This is a genomic window from Sphingobacterium sp. Lzh-3 (assembly GCF_046764375.1).
Classification (GTDB): Bacteria; Bacteroidota; Bacteroidia; order Sphingobacteriales; family Sphingobacteriaceae; genus Sphingobacterium.
The window spans coordinates 985,735-1,004,854 of record NZ_CP177226.1 but is presented as its reverse complement, the minus strand read 5'-3'; the positions used below and the strand labels follow the sequence as shown (position 1 = coordinate 1,004,854).

The 19,120-nt window shown below is 39.4% G+C and carries 19 protein-coding genes; 14 read left to right on the top strand and 5 right to left on the bottom strand.

Going from position 1 to position 19,120, the window contains the following annotated elements:
• Positions 1-142: 142 nt before the first annotated feature.
• From ACLCDV_RS04090 to ACLCDV_RS04070, 5 genes are all read right to left on the bottom strand, one after another.
• Positions 143-931 carry a GLPGLI family protein gene (locus ACLCDV_RS04090; RefSeq protein WP_317668360.1) on the bottom strand — a complete coding sequence of 263 codons (789 nt, stop codon included), beginning with the start codon at positions 929-931 and terminating at the stop codon, positions 143-145.
• Positions 932-949: 18 nt separating this feature from the next.
• Positions 950-3,673, bottom strand: coding sequence for an outer membrane beta-barrel protein (locus ACLCDV_RS04085; protein ID WP_411972956.1), 2,724 nt, complete (start codon positions 3,671-3,673; stop codon positions 950-952).
• A gap of 181 nt (positions 3,674-3,854) precedes the next feature.
• On the bottom strand, positions 3,855-4,169 hold the full coding sequence (locus tag ACLCDV_RS04080) for a hypothetical protein (RefSeq protein ID WP_317668362.1): 315 nt from the start codon (positions 4,167-4,169) through the stop codon (positions 3,855-3,857).
• Between the two features lie 31 nt (positions 4,170-4,200).
• Entirely contained in the window at positions 4,201-4,752 is a 552-nt protein-coding gene (locus ACLCDV_RS04075) for an RNA polymerase sigma factor (protein WP_120333476.1), read from the bottom strand.
• 7 nt (positions 4,753-4,759) lie between these two features.
• Complete coding sequence (locus tag ACLCDV_RS04070) at positions 4,760-5,074, bottom strand: hypothetical protein (RefSeq protein ID WP_317668363.1); 315 nt, start codon at positions 5,072-5,074, stop codon at positions 4,760-4,762.
• A 107-nt stretch (positions 5,075-5,181) separates the two neighbouring features.
• On the opposite strand from ACLCDV_RS04070, the gene ACLCDV_RS04065 reads away from it, so the two are divergent.
• The 14 genes from ACLCDV_RS04065 to ACLCDV_RS04000 all read left to right on the top strand — a co-directional run bounded on the left by ACLCDV_RS04065 (position 5,182) and on the right by ACLCDV_RS04000 (position 19,120).
• On the top strand, positions 5,182-6,552 hold the full coding sequence (locus tag ACLCDV_RS04065; protein WP_317668364.1) for a dipeptidase: 1,371 nt from the start codon (positions 5,182-5,184) through the stop codon (positions 6,550-6,552).
• A gap of 61 nt (positions 6,553-6,613) precedes the next feature.
• The gene (locus ACLCDV_RS04060) at positions 6,614-7,516 is read left to right on the top strand and encodes a LysR substrate-binding domain-containing protein (RefSeq protein WP_411972955.1); all 903 of its coding nucleotides are present in this window, start codon (positions 6,614-6,616) and stop codon (positions 7,514-7,516) included.
• A gap of 80 nt (positions 7,517-7,596) precedes the next feature.
• The gene (locus tag ACLCDV_RS04055; RefSeq protein WP_411972954.1) at positions 7,597-8,577 is read left to right on the top strand and encodes a c-type cytochrome; all 981 of its coding nucleotides are present in this window, start codon (positions 7,597-7,599) and stop codon (positions 8,575-8,577) included.
• Positions 8,578-8,608: 31 nt separating this feature from the next.
• Complete coding sequence (locus tag ACLCDV_RS04050) at positions 8,609-9,079, top strand: DsrE family protein (RefSeq protein ID WP_120333478.1); 471 nt, start codon at positions 8,609-8,611, stop codon at positions 9,077-9,079.
• Positions 9,080-9,084: 5 nt separating this feature from the next.
• Positions 9,085-9,999 (top strand): substrate-binding domain-containing protein, encoded by a 915-nt coding sequence (locus ACLCDV_RS04045; protein ID WP_411972953.1) that lies wholly within the window; start codon positions 9,085-9,087, stop codon positions 9,997-9,999.
• 66 nt (positions 10,000-10,065) lie between these two features.
• Positions 10,066-10,857: a lysophospholipid acyltransferase family protein gene (locus ACLCDV_RS04040; RefSeq protein ID WP_411972952.1), complete on the top strand. Its 792-nt coding sequence runs from the start codon at positions 10,066-10,068 to the stop codon at positions 10,855-10,857.
• Positions 10,839-11,597: an ABC transporter ATP-binding protein gene (locus tag ACLCDV_RS04035; protein WP_286896789.1), complete on the top strand. Its 759-nt coding sequence runs from the start codon at positions 10,839-10,841 to the stop codon at positions 11,595-11,597. The genes ACLCDV_RS04040 and ACLCDV_RS04035 overlap by 19 nt, the downstream gene beginning before the upstream one ends.
• Positions 11,598-11,719: 122 nt before the next feature.
• On the top strand, positions 11,720-11,941 hold the full coding sequence (locus tag ACLCDV_RS04030) for a DUF2795 domain-containing protein (protein WP_028072584.1): 222 nt from the start codon (positions 11,720-11,722) through the stop codon (positions 11,939-11,941).
• A gap of 151 nt (positions 11,942-12,092) precedes the next feature.
• Positions 12,093-12,560, top strand: coding sequence for a hypothetical protein (locus ACLCDV_RS04025; protein WP_317668369.1), 468 nt, complete (start codon positions 12,093-12,095; stop codon positions 12,558-12,560).
• A 350-nt stretch (positions 12,561-12,910) separates the two neighbouring features.
• Positions 12,911-13,900, top strand: coding sequence for an anthranilate phosphoribosyltransferase (gene trpD, locus ACLCDV_RS04020; RefSeq protein ID WP_286896792.1), 990 nt, complete (start codon positions 12,911-12,913; stop codon positions 13,898-13,900).
• A gap of 1 nt (position 13,901) precedes the next feature.
• The gene (locus ACLCDV_RS04015; RefSeq protein ID WP_317668370.1) at positions 13,902-14,528 is read left to right on the top strand and encodes a phosphoribosylanthranilate isomerase; all 627 of its coding nucleotides are present in this window, start codon (positions 13,902-13,904) and stop codon (positions 14,526-14,528) included.
• The gene (trpB, locus tag ACLCDV_RS04010) at positions 14,525-15,709 is read left to right on the top strand and encodes a tryptophan synthase subunit beta (RefSeq protein ID WP_411972951.1); all 1,185 of its coding nucleotides are present in this window, start codon (positions 14,525-14,527) and stop codon (positions 15,707-15,709) included. Before ACLCDV_RS04015 ends, trpB begins: the two co-directional genes overlap by 4 nt.
• Before the next feature lie 3 nt (positions 15,710-15,712).
• The gene (gene trpA / locus ACLCDV_RS04005) at positions 15,713-16,474 is read left to right on the top strand and encodes a tryptophan synthase subunit alpha (RefSeq protein ID WP_286896795.1); all 762 of its coding nucleotides are present in this window, start codon (positions 15,713-15,715) and stop codon (positions 16,472-16,474) included.
• Between the two features lie 180 nt (positions 16,475-16,654).
• A complete protein-coding gene (locus ACLCDV_RS04000; RefSeq protein WP_333576227.1) occupies positions 16,655-19,120 on the top strand; it encodes a phosphocholine-specific phospholipase C in 2,466 nt (821 codons plus the stop codon).

Below are 19,120 nucleotides of genomic sequence, written 5' to 3'. Positions count from 1 at the left end.
AGCCACTAAAAACAAAACAAAAAAATTGATTAACAACACAATACAGGCGAAAAACCATAAAAAAAGCCCCTCAAAAGAAGAGCTTTTTTATCTAAACAGTTATAAATAAACAACAAATTGTATCAACAGCATCCTGTGATCTTTATAAATTGCCAAGTTCCATAATAAATTGAACAGTTTCTTTATTCATGTGCTGAGACAGTACACTTGTAATCTGATCTGTCATGGCCTTTCTCGTCATTCGTTTGACCTTGGTATTTTCAAATTTCTTTTTGTCCATCACAACGGTATTGCTGAGTTCGACTTTTGTTGCAAAATAGGAAACGTGCTGACTAGGGACAACTAAGCCTAAAATCATTCCCGGAAGACCATTGATGGACTCTGGGCCGCCGCTGATAGGAATTTCATTGCAATAGTATCCAATAACATAAATGGAGTCCGGAGTAATACCATTGGCTCTCCTGCAATTGTAGCCAGCGATCTCACGGTATTCATCTGTGATTTTCCATTTAATACGCTTCATGGAATCCTGAACGATAATTTTTTCACCTACAATATCATTGTATCTCAAAAAAGATCGGTTGGACATATTTGAAAGTGTTGCTGCATCAAAGTCTAGCGCAAGCATCATAATATACTGCTTAATCTCGGCGTCCAGGCTCTCGTCTTTTACCGACTCGAACAAAGTCTCCGTGGTATTGAATTTCATTGATTTCTTTAATACGGCACTTTCTGGTAATCTCGGTATTATACGCTCAAAAAACTGTTTAGAGTTATCATCGGCCTTAGCGATGAATTTTTTACTTACGATATTCTTCATATACATCGTCTTATCGTAGGAAATAGTTCCCGATCGACCAAACAACGTATACTGTGCTTTAAGACCTAAGGCTGAACAACAGAAGAAGAGAAAAAAGATATATTTTAACATTGTATTTCGCTTAATATTTTATAAAAACATTTTTGTAAAATCCCATGATAGTTTAAGCATATAATATCTGCGTATCGTATCATATCGACGTTGTGTAAAGACAGAAGTTGATGCCGAACGACTAAAGCCCTTGTTTTGGTTAAGAACATCGTTGATCATAAAATCCAACACCAACGACTCATTTTTCAGGAATTTCTTGCTTACACCCGGATGCAGCAAAAACTGCTCAAACTTCTCATCAAAAGCTTTGGTGGCTGCCTCGTAGGAGTAGGTATAATTGGTATAAACCTTAAATGTTTTGTTGAAGAAATACTCCACACTTCCGTTTGAAGCGAAAACAAAACCATTACTGTTGGTATTGCGTTCCAAACTTGATTTCATCAAACGATATTGTGGACTAAAGTTCAGGTCAAAATTTAAACCTGTCTTGGTATCTCTTTTGAAATTATACGTAAAATTAAAGTTCGTTGTATTTACTTTATTCAATTGGTGATTGAACATATTATAATTATCACTCATATTCACATAAAACTGTGGTGAGTTGGACAGGCCAAGTTTTTTGCTCAGCTTGAAATAAACGCCAGACCATACGTTCAGGGAAGTATTTGTCTTACCATCAACATTATTCCAAGTATATGTATTGATCCCTTTTAGGGTATCAATATTCTGCGTAATCGGGTTCTTTTCTGTAGAAATATTACCACCGACATAGACATAGTTTCCGGTCAACACACGGAAGGAATTATAGTTCAGATTTAGTGAGTTCCTAAACGATGGTTTTAAATTTTCATTTCCCAAATAGCGATTAATCTGGTCTGAGTTATCTAAGATCGGTTGGATTTGACTTAATGAAGGCAATTGATTTTTACCGGTATAATTCATCCATAACCCCTTGGTTTTTGTAAAGGAATAGCCAGCACTTACATTTGGATTGTACGTAAAGTAACTTCTTGTAATACCTTCACTTGTATAATTATTAAACTGTTTCAGTTTGTCATTATTGAAATTATTGGCCACAGTGAACTTAAATTTTTCAGTTGTATGAACTACAGCCAATTTGTACCTATTGCTGCTTCTATCGAAATCATAGTTATTACTGAAGCGACGATCTAATTGCGTATAATTTCCGGCTCCATCAATATTGAAAGACTCCACGATGGAACTACTATTACTTTGCTCAATTCCCGTTCCCACAACAAGGTTCCAAATTTTGGATAAAGGTTCGGTATAGGAAATTGAAGCGCTTAGCACGTCACTGGTATTGTTACGCACCTTACTTTGATCTGTAGTTGAATCTGTTTTTAAGCTATAATTTCTCAGGTCCGACTTTAAATGACCAGTGCCTTTCATCTCATTTCTTTTCCATTGACCATCGAATGTAAAAGAACGTCCTTTTTTCTTGAATTTGTGCGTAAAATAAGTGCTAAAATTAAATTCGTTGATATTATTTTTCACCAATTCACGCGTATTCTCAGCAATAGTTGTATCTGCATTTTGGCCAAACTGATAAGCTTCACGCTTGTTATCTGACCAAAGGTTCTTTCTTGATGCCCCGCCCCGTATGGTCAGGAGATTTAACGAATCTAATTTCAGGTCATATTTCAGATTAGCACGATGCTGGTCATTTTCAGAATCTACATTCTTCACAGATTTGTTATCGATCAAGCCGGTCGTAATCGTTTCATCATTTCCATCGCTGCTCAATCTTCCATATTTATAGTTAATGTTGACTGTATGTTTATCCTTATCAAATTTATCCGAGAAGTTAACGCCCGAATTTATGGCCTTAGGTACACCAATAACTCCTTGTCCAGAAAAAGGATCCGTAAAATTAGACCAGCTCATCGATCCGTCATCACCATAGGACACACCTGAATCACCACCATACTTTTGTGCATCCTGCCAGTTCATGCTTGTAGTACCATTATTACCGAAAAGCCCATAAACTGATATTTTCTGCGATCCCTTAAACTTGTTCAACATCAATTGCCCCATATAGTAGTCGTCGGTTCCACCGCCAAGAAGCGCTTTTCCGAACATGCCATTTTTAGAACCTTCTTTTAGCTTTACATTGATCGTTTGCTCACGCTGACCGTCATCCACTCCTGTTCGCTCTGCCTGCTCGGATTTTTTCTCGTAAACCTGAACTTTATCCACCATATCCGATCGGATATTTCGTGTCACCAGTGTCGGATCATCACCAAAAAATTCTTCTCCGTCTACCAATACTTTTTTGACTGTTTTACCTTGTGCAGTAATCTTTCCAGATGCATCAACCGTGATGCCAGGCAAAGCTTTCAACAGGTCCTCAACCTTGGCATTCTTTTCAACTTTAAAACTGCCGGCATCATATTCTGTGGTATCACCTTTAATGGTGATTGGGATACGTCCAGTGACGATGACTTCTTGTAATAATGTGGCTGTATTGGTTAGGCCAATAGCCAATTTGGAGTAATCCACTCCAGATTGAATCTCCGTATAAAAATCGCCATACTTGGGATAGCTCACAATCAGTACATAATTTCCAGTATCAGGTCTGGCTAAGGAAAACAGACCATTTTCGTCCGATCGCGTAAAGCCTGTTAGTATGGAATCTTTAGCTGTCAACAGCATGACTGTTGCGTCTGATAACTTTAGTTGGTCCTTTACATCACTTATTTTCCCAGCAATCTTGGATTGTCCCGAAGCCAAACCAGGAATAGAAAGAATGAAAAATAAGAGAATTTGTAAAACTCTTTTCATAAAATTGTTGGATAGTAAATTAATATCAATATATCATTAGTAGATAAAACCAATGTTTTGTTACAGTAAATTTAATTTTATTTCTTAAAAAAGAATTTTAACACCTAAGCCCCTCTTACAAGCAAAATAAGAGGCTCCTTTTGAGAAGCCCATTTCCTACACATGTATATAGAAAAATTCACTATGCTTGATAATGCCTCTTCTGTTGCATATTGATCAAACGCCACAACTGAAGACAGAAAAAGCATATCAAAACAGCAAAAGATAATTGGCCCCCAATTGCACTGTAATTTTTAAGATCCGGGGCTATGTCTGCAACTTGAATTTTGGCCATCAGATAATTATTGAACATCATGCCGCATACAGTCCCCAGAAGAAAAAATGTAATCGCATACTTTTTATTTACCAGGGCTTTCTCTTTATCTTTCTCGAGCGCAGCGATACCGTTCATGATACGTTGTTCAAAATCGTCAAATGGTATTTCTATTTTACTCATTTGCATAATTTTTTTGAATCTTTCCTGTTCCTTATCCATAATACTCCGCTTTTTTAATTAACTGACTTAAAATGATCTGCATATTTTTACGGGCCCGGTGCAAGATCACTTTCGTATTCGCTAATGTCCAGCCCATAATTTCTTTAATTTCATCCATCGACTGTTCTTCGAGATAGAACAGGCGTAATGCAACAGACTCGCGAGCGGGCAAAATAGTGAGTGCATCGTTTATCATTTCTTTTCTTTCGTGGTCTATTATTTCATCCAATACAGAATCTTCATGCGACATGTCATGATGGGATAGATCAAAATTGACCAGCTCCAGTTTCTTATGACGAATAGCATTAAAAGCAACATGCACAACAATTCGGTAAAACCAGGTACTAAATTTCGATTTCCCTTTAAAGGAAGACAGCGATTGATAGCATTTTATAAATGCATCCTGAACGACATCTTCTGCCAAATGCTCTTCCTTCACAATGGAAAGAGCGACAGAAAATGCCATATCCTTATACGTTTTTATAAAATAACGATAGGATTCCACATCGCCTGATAGAACTTTTCGAATATAGATTTCATCCATTGGCGGGTTAAATATCGCGTTTTTTATCCAATCGGTTAGCAATTATCATTGCAACACCCGCAGAAATAATCAAAATTGCGACGGCAAGTGAATCGGGCAAATCAGTATTCATGTAGTTGTCCAAAATTCCCACAATGAACAATCCTATTCCTATACCAAGCACCAAAATCCCGGGCTTTTGCCAATCTAGCGACTCTCTTTTCTTATGTTCACCCGGAATCTGAACAGCGACACTCCGATACCGCATAATAAAATAAACACATAAGGTGATACATGTAAATAGTCCGATTCCTAAAATGGCTCCTACTGTTTGCTTTTCCATAATGATTTGAATTAGTTTTCACATTAGTCGCAGCCATTTCCGAAAAGGTTACAACAAATTGAGTTAAATGTATCGATTTGTGTAAATTTGTTTCAAACACAAACAATATGCAAAACATTAAAGAATATGTAGAAGCAAACAAGCAACGTTTTTTGGATGAGTTGTTTGATTTATTGCGTTTACCATCAGTAAGTGCCGATCCTAAATTTAAAGGAGATGTTGAAAAGACTGCTGAATTTGTTGCTCAGAAATTGCGTGAAGCCGGAGCCGACAATGTAGAAGTTTGTCCTACCGCTGGTAATCCAATCGTTTATGGAGAAAAAATCATCGATCCGGCACTTCCTACAGTGTTGACATATGGTCATTACGACGTACAACCTGCTGATCCATATGAGTTGTGGGATACCCCTCCTTTCGAACCGACAGTCCGTGATGGCAAAATCTATGCACGTGGGTCTGCCGATGATAAAGGTCAGTTTTATATGCATGTAAAAGCCTTCGAATACATGATTAAAAATGATGCATTAGCATGCAACATCAAATTTATGATTGAAGGAGAAGAGGAAGTGGGCTCGGTCAATTTGGGTACCTTCGTAAAAGAAAATACTGAAAGACTGAAAGCCGATGTTATTGTGATTTCTGATACATCGATGATCAGCATGGCCCAACCATCGTTAGAAACTGGCTTACGTGGACTTTCTTATGTTGAAGTTGAAGTCACGGGGCCTAATAGAGATTTACACTCCGGCGTATATGGTGGAGCAGTAGCCAATCCGGCGACGATATTGGCAAAACTGATTGCATCATTACATGACGAAAACAATCATATCGCTATCCCTGGATTTTATGATGATGTTGTCGAATTGACGGCTGAAGAACGTAAAGCATTAAATGAAGCACCTTTTGACATTGAAGAATACAAAACCGACCTGGGTATCCAAAATATCTGGGGAGAAAAAGGTTACACGACATTGGAACGCACCGGTATTCGACCAACCTTAGAAGTAAATGGCATTTGGGGTGGTTATATCGGTGAAGGCGCCAAAACGGTATTACCTTCAAAAGCGAATGCAAAAATTTCAATGCGTCTTGTACCTAACCAAAACTCGCACCGTATTACGGAGCTTTTCAAAAAACATTTTGAATCTATTGCACCAGATTATGTGAAAGTAGAGGTTAAACCTCATCATGGTGGTGAGCCTGTCGTCACACCGACCGACAGTGTTGCTTACAAAGCGGCAGAAAAAGCCCTACATGACACCTTTGGTGTTAAACCTATTCCAACGCGCGGTGGTGGTTCGATCCCAATCGTCGCTCTTTTTGAAGAAGTATTGGGTTTAAAGACTGTACTCTTGGGCTTCGGACTAGATAGTGACAACCTACATTCTCCAAATGAAAAGTATGGTATTGAAAATTACCTTATGGGCATATCAACAATTCCTTTATTTCATAAATATTACGCGGAACTAAGCAAATAATTTAGTTTTTCATTAGATAAAGGGTTATTTTTAAATTTTAGAAATAACCCTTTATCGTTTTATGGATTTTGATTTTCGTTTAATTGTATTTTACACTGCGGCTCAGCACCTTAATTTCACCAAAACGGCTTCAGCCCTTTTCATCTCACAACCAGCCGTAAGCAAAAACATCCAAGAACTAGAGAAGAAACTTGGCGTACCACTCTTCGAAAGAAAGGGCAACAATCTTAATTTAACCGATTCAGGTCAAATTCTCTATAAATATGCCCAACAGATTATCAATCTGTATAACCAGGCGGGCCAGGAAATACAGGAGTTGCAGGAAGGGCGAAAAGGAAATCTGGTCTTAGGAGCCAGCACAACCATCTCCCAATATGTTTTACCTGCTCTGCTTGCCGATTTTCTATCCCAATATCCCAACAACCGTATCCAGTCTTTTCAATCCAATAGCCGCAGTATTGAGGAACAGCTTATCGACAAAACATTGGATTTAGGTATCACGGAGGGGTCTACCGACAACCGGGCGCTGAAATACATTCCTTTTATGAAGGATGAGCTAGTTCTGGTCACAAATAGCCAAAACCCACGATTAGCTCAATTAAAAAATCCAATACTATCCGATATCACGCGCTTACCTTTGGTACTACGCGAGCAGGGCTCGGGTACACGAACAATTATTGAGAATGCACTAAAAGATAAAAGCATTAATCTATCCGAAGTACAGATAGAAATGATCTTGCCTTCAACAGAGAGTATCAAAGGCTACCTTGCACGTCGCAACAGCTTTGCTTTTTTATCGATTCATACAGTGCAAAAAGAAGTGTTAAATAATCTATTGACCATTGTTGATATTCCACAATTGACAATAGAACGTTATTTCTATTTTACCCATTTATATGGAGGACTTGCCGGTGCGCCCAACCAGTTTCTACAATTCTGTCTGCGGCAAAACTTCAAGTTATAACCAAATGTTATATCTCATAAACAAACTTCGTTTTAATTCCAGATTTGAGGCGGCTAGATTTGTACAAATGAATTAGCGTAATGGAATATAAAAAACTAACAGATTATTTAAAGGCACTCAGCTGGATCATTGTAGCATTGGTTATTACATGTACGACCTTATGTATATTTCCACTAAAACATGATGAAAACAAAAAGCAAACAGATTCTCTTGAATTGCGCAACGACTCGCTTATTACGCACGTTTCCCAATTTAAGGAAATCTCATTCAAAGATAATCCTGAAGGTAAAATGGCCAGTTATGGTGAAAAGCTAATTAAAAATACCTACGATTATTTCTATGATGGGGAGGTCAAAATCGGAAACAAGCTTGCCTGCAGCAGCTGCCATCTCAATGGAGGCACAAAGGCTTTTGCTGCCCCTTATGTCGGGCTCACCAATGTCTTTCCAACTTATATTGGACGAGAAAATAAGGTTGAATCACTTGAAGAGCGTATCAACGGTTGCTTTGAGAGAAGCATGAACGGCCGAGCCATTCCTGAAAATAGCAAGGAAATGAGAGCCATTATCACCTATATCAAAAACATCAGCATAAATACAGTTAATAAAGGTCGGTTGGCAGGCCAAGGATTTATAAAAATGGATATCCCCAACCGTGCCGCGGACTTGAAACATGGTCAATTGGTCTTTGAGAATAAATGTACAAGTTGTCATGGAAAAGATGGTCAGGGGCTACCACAAACAGCGGGAAAAGGATATCAATACCCACCCTTATGGGGAAAAGACAGCTACAATGATGGTGCTGGTATGGCACGATTGCTTACCGCAGCTCGTTTTATCAAAGCTAATATGCCTTTAGGCGCAACTTATGATGCACCTCTGTTGAAAGATGACGAGGCCTATGATGTCGCAGCATATATCAATTCTTTCGATAGACCTCAAAAAACAAACAAGCAATTGGACTATCCTAATCTAAGCAAAAAACCCAAAGATAGCCCCTACCCACCTTATGCCGATAACGTTAGTTTAGAACAACATAAACTCGGACCTTTTAATTTTTAAACATAAATACCCCATTAAATCAATAATAAATATGAAAAAACAATTTACAATCGCTTGCATTTTAGTAGCGATAACGACTATTCAAGCGAAAGCACAGGACAATAAATTGTTGCTCAATAACCATCAATACAGCGGTGCCGTTGCTAAGAAAAAAGCGTATAAAGCCATTTATCAGCTGGACAGCAATGATCCAAAAACAATTGAAAAAGCAATCCGTAATATTAACAATGTCTTGAAAGACCCACGGTTAAAAGGACACTTACAGATTGAATTGGTTGCATTTTCCGGTGGTACCGAAGCTTACCTAAAAAAGAACAGCCAATACGAGAAACCATTGAAAGACCTCGTCGAGAAAGGCGTTATCGTAGCACAGTGCCTGAATACGTTGGAAGAGAAACATATTGCCAAAGAAGAACTATTTGATTTTATAGGCTATGTTCCTAGCGGAAATGGTGAATTAATCTTAAGAGCAAATGAAGGTTGGGTTATCGTTAAACCATAAGTATAATGAAAAATTTTCTACTGCTTGGTCTAACAATAGCATTATTGGGAGCCCAGGAAATTAAGGCACAAGAACATCGTTTTGATCCCCCCTGGAATAATCCACCAGAATCGGCTCTAAATTTTACGGTCCCCGGGATAGACAATATTCCAGATTTATATGGTGATATCGAGAATCCGCAGCTTACTGTCTTTTTCGCGGGCAATCAATTTATGGTTGTCGATGATCTACTTGCATCATTCAAAAAAGAATATCCACAATACGAACGTATTTTTGTTGAAACCCTGCCGCCGGGCATTTTAGCTAAACAGATTAAAGGCGGATCAATCACGATAGGCAATCTACGCATTACGCATAAGCCCGATATTTATACAGCGAGCAAACGAGCGATCAACGAGATGGCAGATTACTTCAGCCATACACAGGTTTATTGCTACAACAATATCTGTTTGATGATCCCAAAAGGTAATCCCGCTAATATCAGAACCTTGAATGATCTGGGGAATGACAAAGTTCGTATCAGCATGCCTAACCCCCAATGGGAAGGAATTGGCGAGCAGATCAAAGCATCTTATAAAAAAGCCGGGGGCGAACAACTTGTCAAGAAAATCATGGATGATAAGGTCAAAGATGGCAGCACTTATCTGACCAAGATCCATCATAGGGAAAGCCCCATGCGTGTATTGTATGGACTGGCCGATGCGGCTCCCGTTTGGACTTCTGAAGTCGTTTACCAAAAACTAATTGGCCATCCAATTGAAGGGATCACCATTCCTGATGCGCAAAATACTACGGCAACTTACGTTGCTGCAAAGCTTAAAAACGCACCCCATACGCAGGCAGCAGATGACTTTTTAAAATTCATGGATTCGCCAACAGCCAAGAATATTTACAAGAAATTTGGTTTCACAGTAGACTAAAAAAGAAAATGGATAATTAATTATCCATTTTCTTTCTTTACTTTAGGTCAAAATTAGTTGACTTGTATGATCCTATTGCTCAAAAAACTCCATCGGTATTGGTATTTTATCAGCGTTCTACTTGTTTTTCTTCTGTTTTTCCCTTACATCTATTTTCTAGCACGACGTCCCGAAAAAAACTATGTTCGAATCGCCCGTATGCGACGCTGGGTATCAGTTGGTGGTTCGGCCCTAGCTGGTGTATTTTTTAAGGTGAGCCATGAATCAAAAATAGATTGGAACCGTTCCATGGTATTGTGTCCCAATCATACTTCGGTCTTGGATATAACAGCCCTCACCTATTTGTGCCCAGCTCCTTTTTCATTTATCGGAAAAGCTTCATTGCTTAAAAATCCGGTTACACGTATTTTTTTCAAAACAATAGATATCCCGGTCACAAGAAGAAGTAAAGTATCTTCTTTCAAGGCCTTCCAACGTGCCAATGAACTCGTCAGAAATGGCAGAAGTGTGGTCATCTTTCCAGAAGGAAAAATCGACGATAGTTTTCCGCCACAGATTCACGCATTTAAATCCGGAGCCTTTCGAATCGCTATTCAAAATGACGTTCCCGCAGTACCCATTATCATAGAAAATGCCTGGGATATCTTTTTCGATGACGGTTCGAAAAGAGGATCTCGGCCGGGAATAGTTAAAATACATGTATTCAACCCCATAGAGACAAAAGATTTTAACGATGATAATGCATCAGAACTAGAAAAAGTTGTATATGACAAAATGCATTCCTATTGGATTATGAAGAATAAATCGTATTTTCATGACCTAGAGAACCTCCAAAAAATATGTCAGGAAAGATCTTAATCGAAATCAAGGATATTGCCAGAGAATACCAAATTGGTGCGGAAACAATTCATGCCTTAAGCTCTGTTACACTCAACATCCACAAAGGAGAATTTGTTGCCTTAATGGGACCTTCAGGATCGGGCAAATCCACGTTAATGAATATTCTCGGTTGTTTGGACACGCCTAGCCGAGGAGAATACATCCTCAACGGGATTAATGTCAGTGACATGACGGAGGATGAACTCGCCGAAGTAAGGAACAAAGAAATTGGTTTTGTTTTTCAAACTTTTAACCTACTACCAAAAAATACAGCACTTGAGAACGTTGCTCTGCCCTTAATTTATGCAGGTTATGGTAAGGTTAAACGGGAGGAAAAAGCCACAGCGGCATTGGAAAGTGTTGGCCTAGGACATCGTATGGATCATAGGCCTAACGAGCTCTCAGGAGGACAACGACAACGTGTTGCTGTTGCTAGGGCATTGATCAACGATCCTTCCATTATACTTGCCGATGAGCCGACAGGAAACCTTGACACCAAAACCTCCATTGAAATTATGGGCCTACTGGAAGAAATTCACTCCAAAGGCAATACCATTATTCTAGTGACACATGAAGAGGATATCGCATTACATGCACATCGCATTGTACGCATGCGAGATGGCTTGATCGAAAATGATTATCCAAACCCCGACATCAAATCCGTGTCACCAAGACTGAATGCGTTAAACGAAAAGGGAAGTGACTTTGAGAATATCTAAAAATATTATAACTCTAGCAATCAACTACTTACATTAATACAGCAAAAATAACACGTGATTTACTTGCTTAAGTTAAATTAAATGATAGTTTTGCGAAAATAGAGAACTTAAATTGTTTTTATATGTATTGGACATTAGAATTAGCTTCGCATCTAGAAGATGCACCATGGCCAGCAACAAAAGATGAATTAATCGATTACGCTATTCGTTCGGGTGCACCTGTTGAGGTGATTGAAAACTTACAATCTCTTGAGGACGATGGTGAGCCATATGAAAATATCGAAGAAATTTGGCCCGACTATCCAACAAAAGACGATTTCTTCTTCAATGAAGATGAATACTAAAAAATAAAAAACGCCTTTATTCAAAAGGCGTTTTTTATTAAAGGCATCCCCCTCTTTGCGGAAACAACTCAGTACGGTTTATATCCATAAGCTCACGAAGGTTTTTATTCCAGAGTTTTAATCCATTTTGATGAAGACAAGTCTTACAGGTATGAAAATTAAATTAAAGTTAGTGTTGCTCATGTTTATTGGCTGTTTAGTCAGCCAAGGCCTATTTGCTCAGGAACAACAAACTCCCAATGACTATGTTGTTGTTTTAAAAAGATTTGTTCAACGTTTACATGATCCAGATCTAGCTACTGATATAATTCTAAGTCAAGACCTCATAACATCAAAAAAATTGGACGAAGATCTACAGGACTACTTATTGGCTAGCATCGATGAAATCAGGATAAATGTACAGAGCAAGGATATCAACCAACTGGAATATCTTAGCTTTGCTCAAGCTGGAAGAAAAGAAACCAGTGATATCGATCTCGAAGGTATCGATCCACAACAAGTCTACTTTGTCAAATACCTCAAGCGTTTTGTATTTGCGGCAGTCATTCGTGATAAGAAAATTGCATCTTTTACATTAGTCTCCAAAGGCAACAATAAAGCGCATTTTGTATTCTATTAGTTTTCATCGCCCCTATTTTATCAGACGCTTGCTCTTAGAATCCCTAAATATCACGCTTAGTCTTAAATAAATGCACGCTTATCAGGTTTTATTTTACGGTATATTTGTGAGCAATATTAAGCCAATGATGCTTTCTTAAAAATTTTTCAATAAAAACACTTGCATTTTATAATTCTATCAACCATATTTGTATTAATAAAAATAACAATGATAACAACTGTATCAAATAAAGCTTGGTGGTGGCACAACGAATAACGTTGTGGCAAACTCCTATTGCATTATTTGATTAATACGTCAAGATATGATGGGCTTGCCTAAATAAGGTAAGCCCTTTTTTTATTTAAATTACCATGAAAGAAATTTTAGCGCATTTATTTGAATACAAGACATTTTCTCGGCAAGAGGCCTACGAGATTCTAACCAACATTGCCATGGGCAAATATGACAGTCACCAAATTGCGGCATTTATGACGGCTTATGGTATGCGCAGTATTCGCGTTGAAGAGCTTGGCGGGTTTAGAGATGCGATGTATGATTTATGCCTCAAGCTGGATTTTAACGGTTATGATTTAATTGACCTTTGCGGTACAGGTGGGGATGGTAAAAATACCTTCAATATCTCGACAATAGCATCCTTTGTCACCGCTGGAGCTGGTTATCATGTCGCCAAACACGGTAATATCGGGGTATCTTCGAGCTGTGGTTCATCCAATGTCATGGAATATTTAGGCTATCAGTTCAGCAACGACAAGTCGGAACTACAACGCCAGCTTGATGAAGCCAATATCTGTTTCCTACATGCACCATTGTTTCACCCTGCCATGAAAACCGTTGCCCCGATACGTCGTGCATTGGGTGTTAAGACTTTCTTTAACATGCTGGGACCATTGACAAATCCTTCCAATCCCAGATTTCAGTCCGTTGGTGTATTTAGTTTAGAATTAGCGCGACTGTATGGTTATCTATATCAAAACACCAACAAACAATATTCCATTATTCATGCCTTAGACGGTTATGATGAAATATCCATGACCGGTGATTTTAAAGTAATCAACAACCAAGGAGAGAATTACTACAACATGGAAGAACTTGGTTTTACCCCAGTCTCAGCTCAGGAGTTGACGGGAGGTGAAACGATAGCAGATGCGGCCCAGACATTCTTATCTATATTGAACAATCAGGGTACAGATGTGCAGAACAATGTTGTTTTGACCAACGCCGCATTTGCAATTAAGACCTTTAACCCCGAAAAAACTTTTGGCGACTGTTTTTATGAAGCAGAAAGTTCATTGATGGGAGGTAAAGCTTTGCGCAGTTTCCAAAAACTAATCAAAAAATAAAATGGCGATCAAAGTAAAAGTTTGTGGCATGAAATATCCCGACAATATAACCGCTGTAGCCTCCCTGGGCATCGATTATATGGGATTTATATTTTATGATCAATCCAAACGTTATGTTGGTCAAAGCTCCTCCGCATATATTAAGGATCTTGACAGCCTAAGTAAGGTCGGAGTTTTCGTTAATGCCAGCCTTTCAGAAATTCTAGATAAAATAACTGAATTCCAATTAAATGCAATTCAACTGCATGGAAATGAATCTGCAGAATTCTGTCTTGAATTGAAAGAAAAATCAGCAGTTAGCATCGTGAAAGCCTTCGGAGTCGATCAAAACTTTGACTGGATACAGCTGGATCTTTACGCTAAAATTGTAGACTACTTTTTATTTGATACAAAAAGTAGTTCCTATGGTGGTACAGGAGTGCAATTTGACTGGTCCCTATTGGACCAATACAAACTTACCACCCCCTATTTTCTCAGCGGCGGTTTAGATCCCGAAAATATCAAAACAGCGCTAGAAAGAAATGATCCACGGCTATATGCACTGGATTTAAATTCAAAATTTGAAGTAGAACCCGGCTTAAAAGATATTGAGCTATTAAGCCAAAGTATAAATACTATTAGAAAATGAGTATATATCAAGTCAATGAAAAAGGATACTATGGTCCCTTTGGAGGAGCCTATATCCCTGAGATGCTCTATCCAAATGTGAAAGAGCTACGTGAAGAATATCTCAAAATTATCGAAGAAGAGAGCTTTCAGGAGGAATTTAACCAACTGCTCAGCGATTATGTCGGACGTCCTTCTCCATTATATCATGCCAAGCGTCTTTCTGAAAAATATGGAACTACGATTTACTTAAAACGGGAGGACCTTAACCATACCGGAGCGCATAAAATCAACAATACCATTGGCCAAATTCTATTGGCGGAACGCTTGGGTAAAAAGCGCATCATTGCGGAGACAGGCGCAGGACAGCATGGCGTTGCCACAGCTACCGTTTGTGCGCTGAAAGGTATTCAATGTGCAGTGTACATGGGAGAAGTTGATATTCAACGTCAAGCTCCAAATGTAGCACGGATGAAAATGATGGGTGCCGAAGTTATTCCTGCGACATCGGGCTCCAAAACGCTAAAGGATGCCACCAATGAAGCTTTGCGAGATTGGATCAACAACCCTGTCGACACCCATTATATCATTGGGTCTGTTGTGGGACCACACCCTTATCCCGATATGGTTGCTCGCTTTCAGTCGATTATTTCTGAAGAAACGAAAAAACAGCTTTTGGCAAAAACAGGAAGAGAAAATCCAGATATCGTATTGGCTTGTGTCGGAGGAGGCTCCAATGCGGCAGGTATGTTCTATCATTACTTAGATGAAGAATCGGTTCAATTGTATGCCGTAGAGGCTGCAGGCCACGGTGTTGATTCAGGCGAATCCGCTGCGACAACAGCATTAGGAAAAGAGGGGGTTTTACATGGAAGCCGATCTATACTGATGCAAACAGCGGATGGCCAGGTCATAGAACCTTACTCCATATCAGCAGGACTTGACTACCCCGGTATTGGCCCCCAACATGCTTGGTTATTCAAATCTGGCAGAGGTAACTATGTCAGTGTGACCGACCACGAAGCGATGCAGGCCGGTCTTGAGCTTACGCGACTAGAAGGTATCATACCAGCTATTGAAAGTTCTCACGCACTGGCTTATTTGGAAAAAATACCTTTTAAAGGTGATGAGACTGTCGTTGTCTGTCTTTCTGGACGTGGTGACAAGGATCTAGATAATTATATGAAATACTTTGATTTTTAAGGCATGAATACAATTGAAAAAAAAGAAGGTACTCCCCTTTTATCGATATATTTTACCGCTGGATATCCAACATTGGACAGCACAATAAGTATTGCAAAGAAATTGGAAGAAGCTGGCGCGGATTTTTTGGAAATCGGGTTTCCTTATTCCGACCCAGTGGCGGATGGACCTGTCATTCAGCACAGTTCAGAAGTTTCTTTGGCGAATGGCATGACCGTAGAAAAACTGTTTGATCAATTGATTGACCTCCGCAAACATGTCAGCATCCCCGTATTTTTGATGGGCTACTTTAATCCAGTACTCCAATTTGGTGTTGAAAGATTCTGTGAAGCATGTAAGAATGTAGGCGTGAACGGTGTCATTATACCTGACCTACCCATGGATGAATACGAAGAACTTTACAAAGAGACGTTCGAGAAAAATGGGATTGCAAATATATTCATTGTAACACCACAGACTTCTGAAGAACGAATCAGAAAAATAGACAGCCTTTCAAGAAGCTTTATTTATTTACTTTCTTCCAATGCAACGACGGGTAAAACACTTGATGTTGGAGACAATACAGCAGCTTACTTCAAGCGGATACATGATCTTCAATTAAAAAACCCATTGATCGTTGGTTTCGGTATCTCCGATAAACCTACCTTTCAAAAAGCAAGTAAGCATACGGCCGGTGCCATTATCGGTACAGCATTTGTCAAACGGCTAAAAGAACCGGATTATCTTGCACAGATTCCAGCATTTATTGCGTCTATCAAAGCTTAATATGTAGGCTAGAAATTAGCAAAGCGTTAATTTTTTAATAAGAGTTCGGTCTAAAGTCTTTTTTCTTGGATCGAACTCTTATTTTTAAGACAGTTTTCGAAAATATGATTTTTCGAAGAGACTTTGTTGCCTTGATCAACCAAGCAATAGGCAGCCAATCAAATCAATACTGATATAACCATGGATACGCGAAGAGATTTTTTAAAGAAAGCAGCTATGCTTGCTGGGGGAGCTTCTATCTCCCATGTTATTCCATCCGCCATTGCGAAAGCGATGGCTATTAATCCAGCATTGGGCAGCACGTTTTATGATGCCGAACACGTTGTTTTATTAATGCAGGAAAACCGTTCATTTGATCATGCCTTTGGAACATTACGTGGTGTAAGAGGCTTTAATGATCCTAGAGCTATCCGTCAACCCAATCGGAATAAAGTCTGGTTTCAGACGCAAAAATCCGGCGAAACATTTGCTCCCTTCCGATTGGATATCAAAGATTCGAAAGTCACCTGGATGGGTTGTCTTCCCCACAACTGGACCGATCAAACAGATGCACGCAATAAAGGCAAGATGAACAAATGGCTGGATGTAAAACACTCCGGATTTAAAGAATTTTCGAATCTACCGTTGACCATGGGGCATTATAGCCGCGAAGATATTCCATTTTACTATTCTCTCGCGGACTCTTTCACAATCTGTGACCAACACTTTTGTTCGAGCATCACCGGCACGAATCCGAATAGGCTTTATTTCTGGACCGCCAATATACGGGAAAATCTTACAGGAAAGGCCTTAGTTTGGAATGGTGACTCCGAGTTTAGCGGGAAAGCAACATGGACGACTTTCCCCGAACGCCTTTCGGAATTAGGCGTAGACTGGAAAATCTATCAAAATGAAATTTCTTCAAGCAGCGCTGGCTATAGTGGTGAAGCAAACAGCTGGCTCGCCAATTTTGGTTGTAATCCGATGGAATACTTCCCCCAATATCAAGTCAAATACCATCCACGCTATCGTCAGCTCCTGACATTAAAAAAAGAAGACCTCGAACGTAAAATTAGCGAAACAACAACTGGCGAAGCACTTGAAAATTTAAAGAAAAATCTCAAACATACGCTAGAAGAATTACAGCTATATACTGCCGAGAACTTTGAAAAGCTCGATGAGCGGACAAAAGATATTCATCGCCGTGCTTTTGTTAACAACAGTGCACAGCCTGATTATATGGAATTGGAAACAATGCATTATCAAGAAGGGGGGCAACAGCGCGAGTTACAGATCCCTAAAGGAGATGTCCTGTATCAATTCCGAAAAGATGTCGCGGAAGGTAAACTTCCAACCGTATCATGGTTGGCTCCACCGCAGCTTTTTTCTGACCATCCCGATTCTCCTTGGTTTGGCGCATGGTATGTTAGCGAAATCATAGACATTCTTACCCAAAATCCAGAAGTTTGGAAAAAAACAATTTTTATACTTACCTATGATGAGAATGATGGGTATTTTGATCACTTTGCACCCTTTACGGCGCCGAATCCTGATGATACAGAAAGCGGAAAAGTATCAGCGGGAATCAACCCTGGATTAGAATTTGTCCGCCGCGATGAGCAATATTATCCTGAAAGCGGAAGAGAAGGCAATATCGGTCTTGGCTATCGTGTACCGATGATCATTGCCTCTCCATGGACCAGAGGGGGTTGGGTCAATTCGCAAGTATTTGACCATACCTCCAGTTTACAATTTCTGGAGAAGTTTATTAATCACAAAACCAATAAAAATATAAAAGAAACCAACATCAGCAGTTGGCGACGTACCGTATGTGGTGACTTAACTTCGGCATTTAGGCCCTATCATGGCGAAACCATAAACAAACCTATGGTACTAGAACGGGAACCTTTTATCCAAGAGATTCACCAAGCCAAGTTCAAAGGCCTTCCCATGGGCTTCAAAGCGCTCAGCGAAATGGAGATCAAACAAATAGAGAAAGACCCCAGCAGTTCACCCTATTTCCCAAAACAAGAAAAAGGGCTCCGGGATTCATGTATCCTTCCCTATGAACTTTATGTGCATGGCGAATACCAATCCAAAGGGGATTACTTGGTCACATTTGAAGCTTCAAATAAAATTTTTGGCAAACACGCTGCGGGCTCACCTTTTACAGTCTACCATGCTGCTAGCTACAAAGGAGAAGTTGGAACCTCAAGAAATTATGCTATTTCTCCCGGAGATCGTGTAACGGACCAATGGTCGCTAGACGCCTTCGATAAAAAAATGTACCACCTCGAGATCTATGGCCCAAATGGATTTTATCGAGCGTTTAAAGGTGACACAAACAACCCAGAGTTAAAGATCCGCTGTACCTATGAAAAAAGTAAAAATGAATCAGCGTTTACCGGGCGTTTGTCTTTTTCATGTACAAACAATGGGAAAACAACCCAGCAACTTGTTTTTGAGGACGCCAGCTATGGAAAAGAAAAAAAGAATCTGCAACTTAAGGGGGGACAATCCATTAAGATACATTTTGATTTGGCTAAGCAAAATTTTTGGTATGATTTCCGCCTCACCTGCGCTGGTTTCTCAAACTTCGAGGAACAATATGCGGGGCGTATAGAGATTGGAAATGCAGGAAAAAGTGATCCCTTATTAAGCCGATAA

What these genes read in the sequence shown, in the direction of transcription:
- ACLCDV_RS04090 (WP_317668360.1), bottom strand. Translation starts at nt 931, where the DNA reads ATGTTAAAATATATCTTTTTTCTCTTCTTCTGTTGTTCAGCCTTAGGT.
- ACLCDV_RS04085 (WP_411972956.1), bottom strand. Translation starts at nt 3,673, where the DNA reads ATGAAAAGAGTTTTACAAATTCTCTTATTTTTCATTCTTTCTATTCCT.
- ACLCDV_RS04080 (WP_317668362.1), bottom strand. Translation starts at nt 4,169, where the DNA reads ATGAGTAAAATAGAAATACCATTTGACGATTTTGAACAACGTATCATG.
- ACLCDV_RS04075 (WP_120333476.1), bottom strand. Translation starts at nt 4,752, where the DNA reads ATGGATGAAATCTATATTCGAAAAGTTCTATCAGGCGATGTGGAATCC.
- ACLCDV_RS04070 (WP_317668363.1), bottom strand. Translation starts at nt 5,074, where the DNA reads ATGGAAAAGCAAACAGTAGGAGCCATTTTAGGAATCGGACTATTTACA.
- ACLCDV_RS04065 (WP_317668364.1), top strand. Translation starts at nt 5,182, where the DNA reads ATGCAAAACATTAAAGAATATGTAGAAGCAAACAAGCAACGTTTTTTG.
- ACLCDV_RS04060 (WP_411972955.1), top strand. Translation starts at nt 6,614, where the DNA reads ATGGATTTTGATTTTCGTTTAATTGTATTTTACACTGCGGCTCAGCAC.
- ACLCDV_RS04055 (WP_411972954.1), top strand. Translation starts at nt 7,597, where the DNA reads ATGGAATATAAAAAACTAACAGATTATTTAAAGGCACTCAGCTGGATC.
- ACLCDV_RS04050 (WP_120333478.1), top strand. Translation starts at nt 8,609, where the DNA reads ATGAAAAAACAATTTACAATCGCTTGCATTTTAGTAGCGATAACGACT.
- ACLCDV_RS04045 (WP_411972953.1), top strand. Translation starts at nt 9,085, where the DNA reads ATGAAAAATTTTCTACTGCTTGGTCTAACAATAGCATTATTGGGAGCC.
- ACLCDV_RS04040 (WP_411972952.1), top strand. Translation starts at nt 10,066, where the DNA reads ATGATCCTATTGCTCAAAAAACTCCATCGGTATTGGTATTTTATCAGC.
- ACLCDV_RS04035 (WP_286896789.1), top strand. Translation starts at nt 10,839, where the DNA reads ATGTCAGGAAAGATCTTAATCGAAATCAAGGATATTGCCAGAGAATAC.
- ACLCDV_RS04030 (WP_028072584.1), top strand. Translation starts at nt 11,720, where the DNA reads ATGTATTGGACATTAGAATTAGCTTCGCATCTAGAAGATGCACCATGG.
- ACLCDV_RS04025 (WP_317668369.1), top strand. Translation starts at nt 12,093, where the DNA reads ATGAAAATTAAATTAAAGTTAGTGTTGCTCATGTTTATTGGCTGTTTA.
- trpD (WP_286896792.1), top strand. Translation starts at nt 12,911, where the DNA reads ATGAAAGAAATTTTAGCGCATTTATTTGAATACAAGACATTTTCTCGG.
- ACLCDV_RS04015 (WP_317668370.1), top strand. Translation starts at nt 13,902, where the DNA reads ATGGCGATCAAAGTAAAAGTTTGTGGCATGAAATATCCCGACAATATA.
- trpB (WP_411972951.1), top strand. Translation starts at nt 14,525, where the DNA reads ATGAGTATATATCAAGTCAATGAAAAAGGATACTATGGTCCCTTTGGA.
- trpA (WP_286896795.1), top strand. Translation starts at nt 15,713, where the DNA reads ATGAATACAATTGAAAAAAAAGAAGGTACTCCCCTTTTATCGATATAT.
- ACLCDV_RS04000 (WP_333576227.1), top strand. Translation starts at nt 16,655, where the DNA reads ATGGATACGCGAAGAGATTTTTTAAAGAAAGCAGCTATGCTTGCTGGG.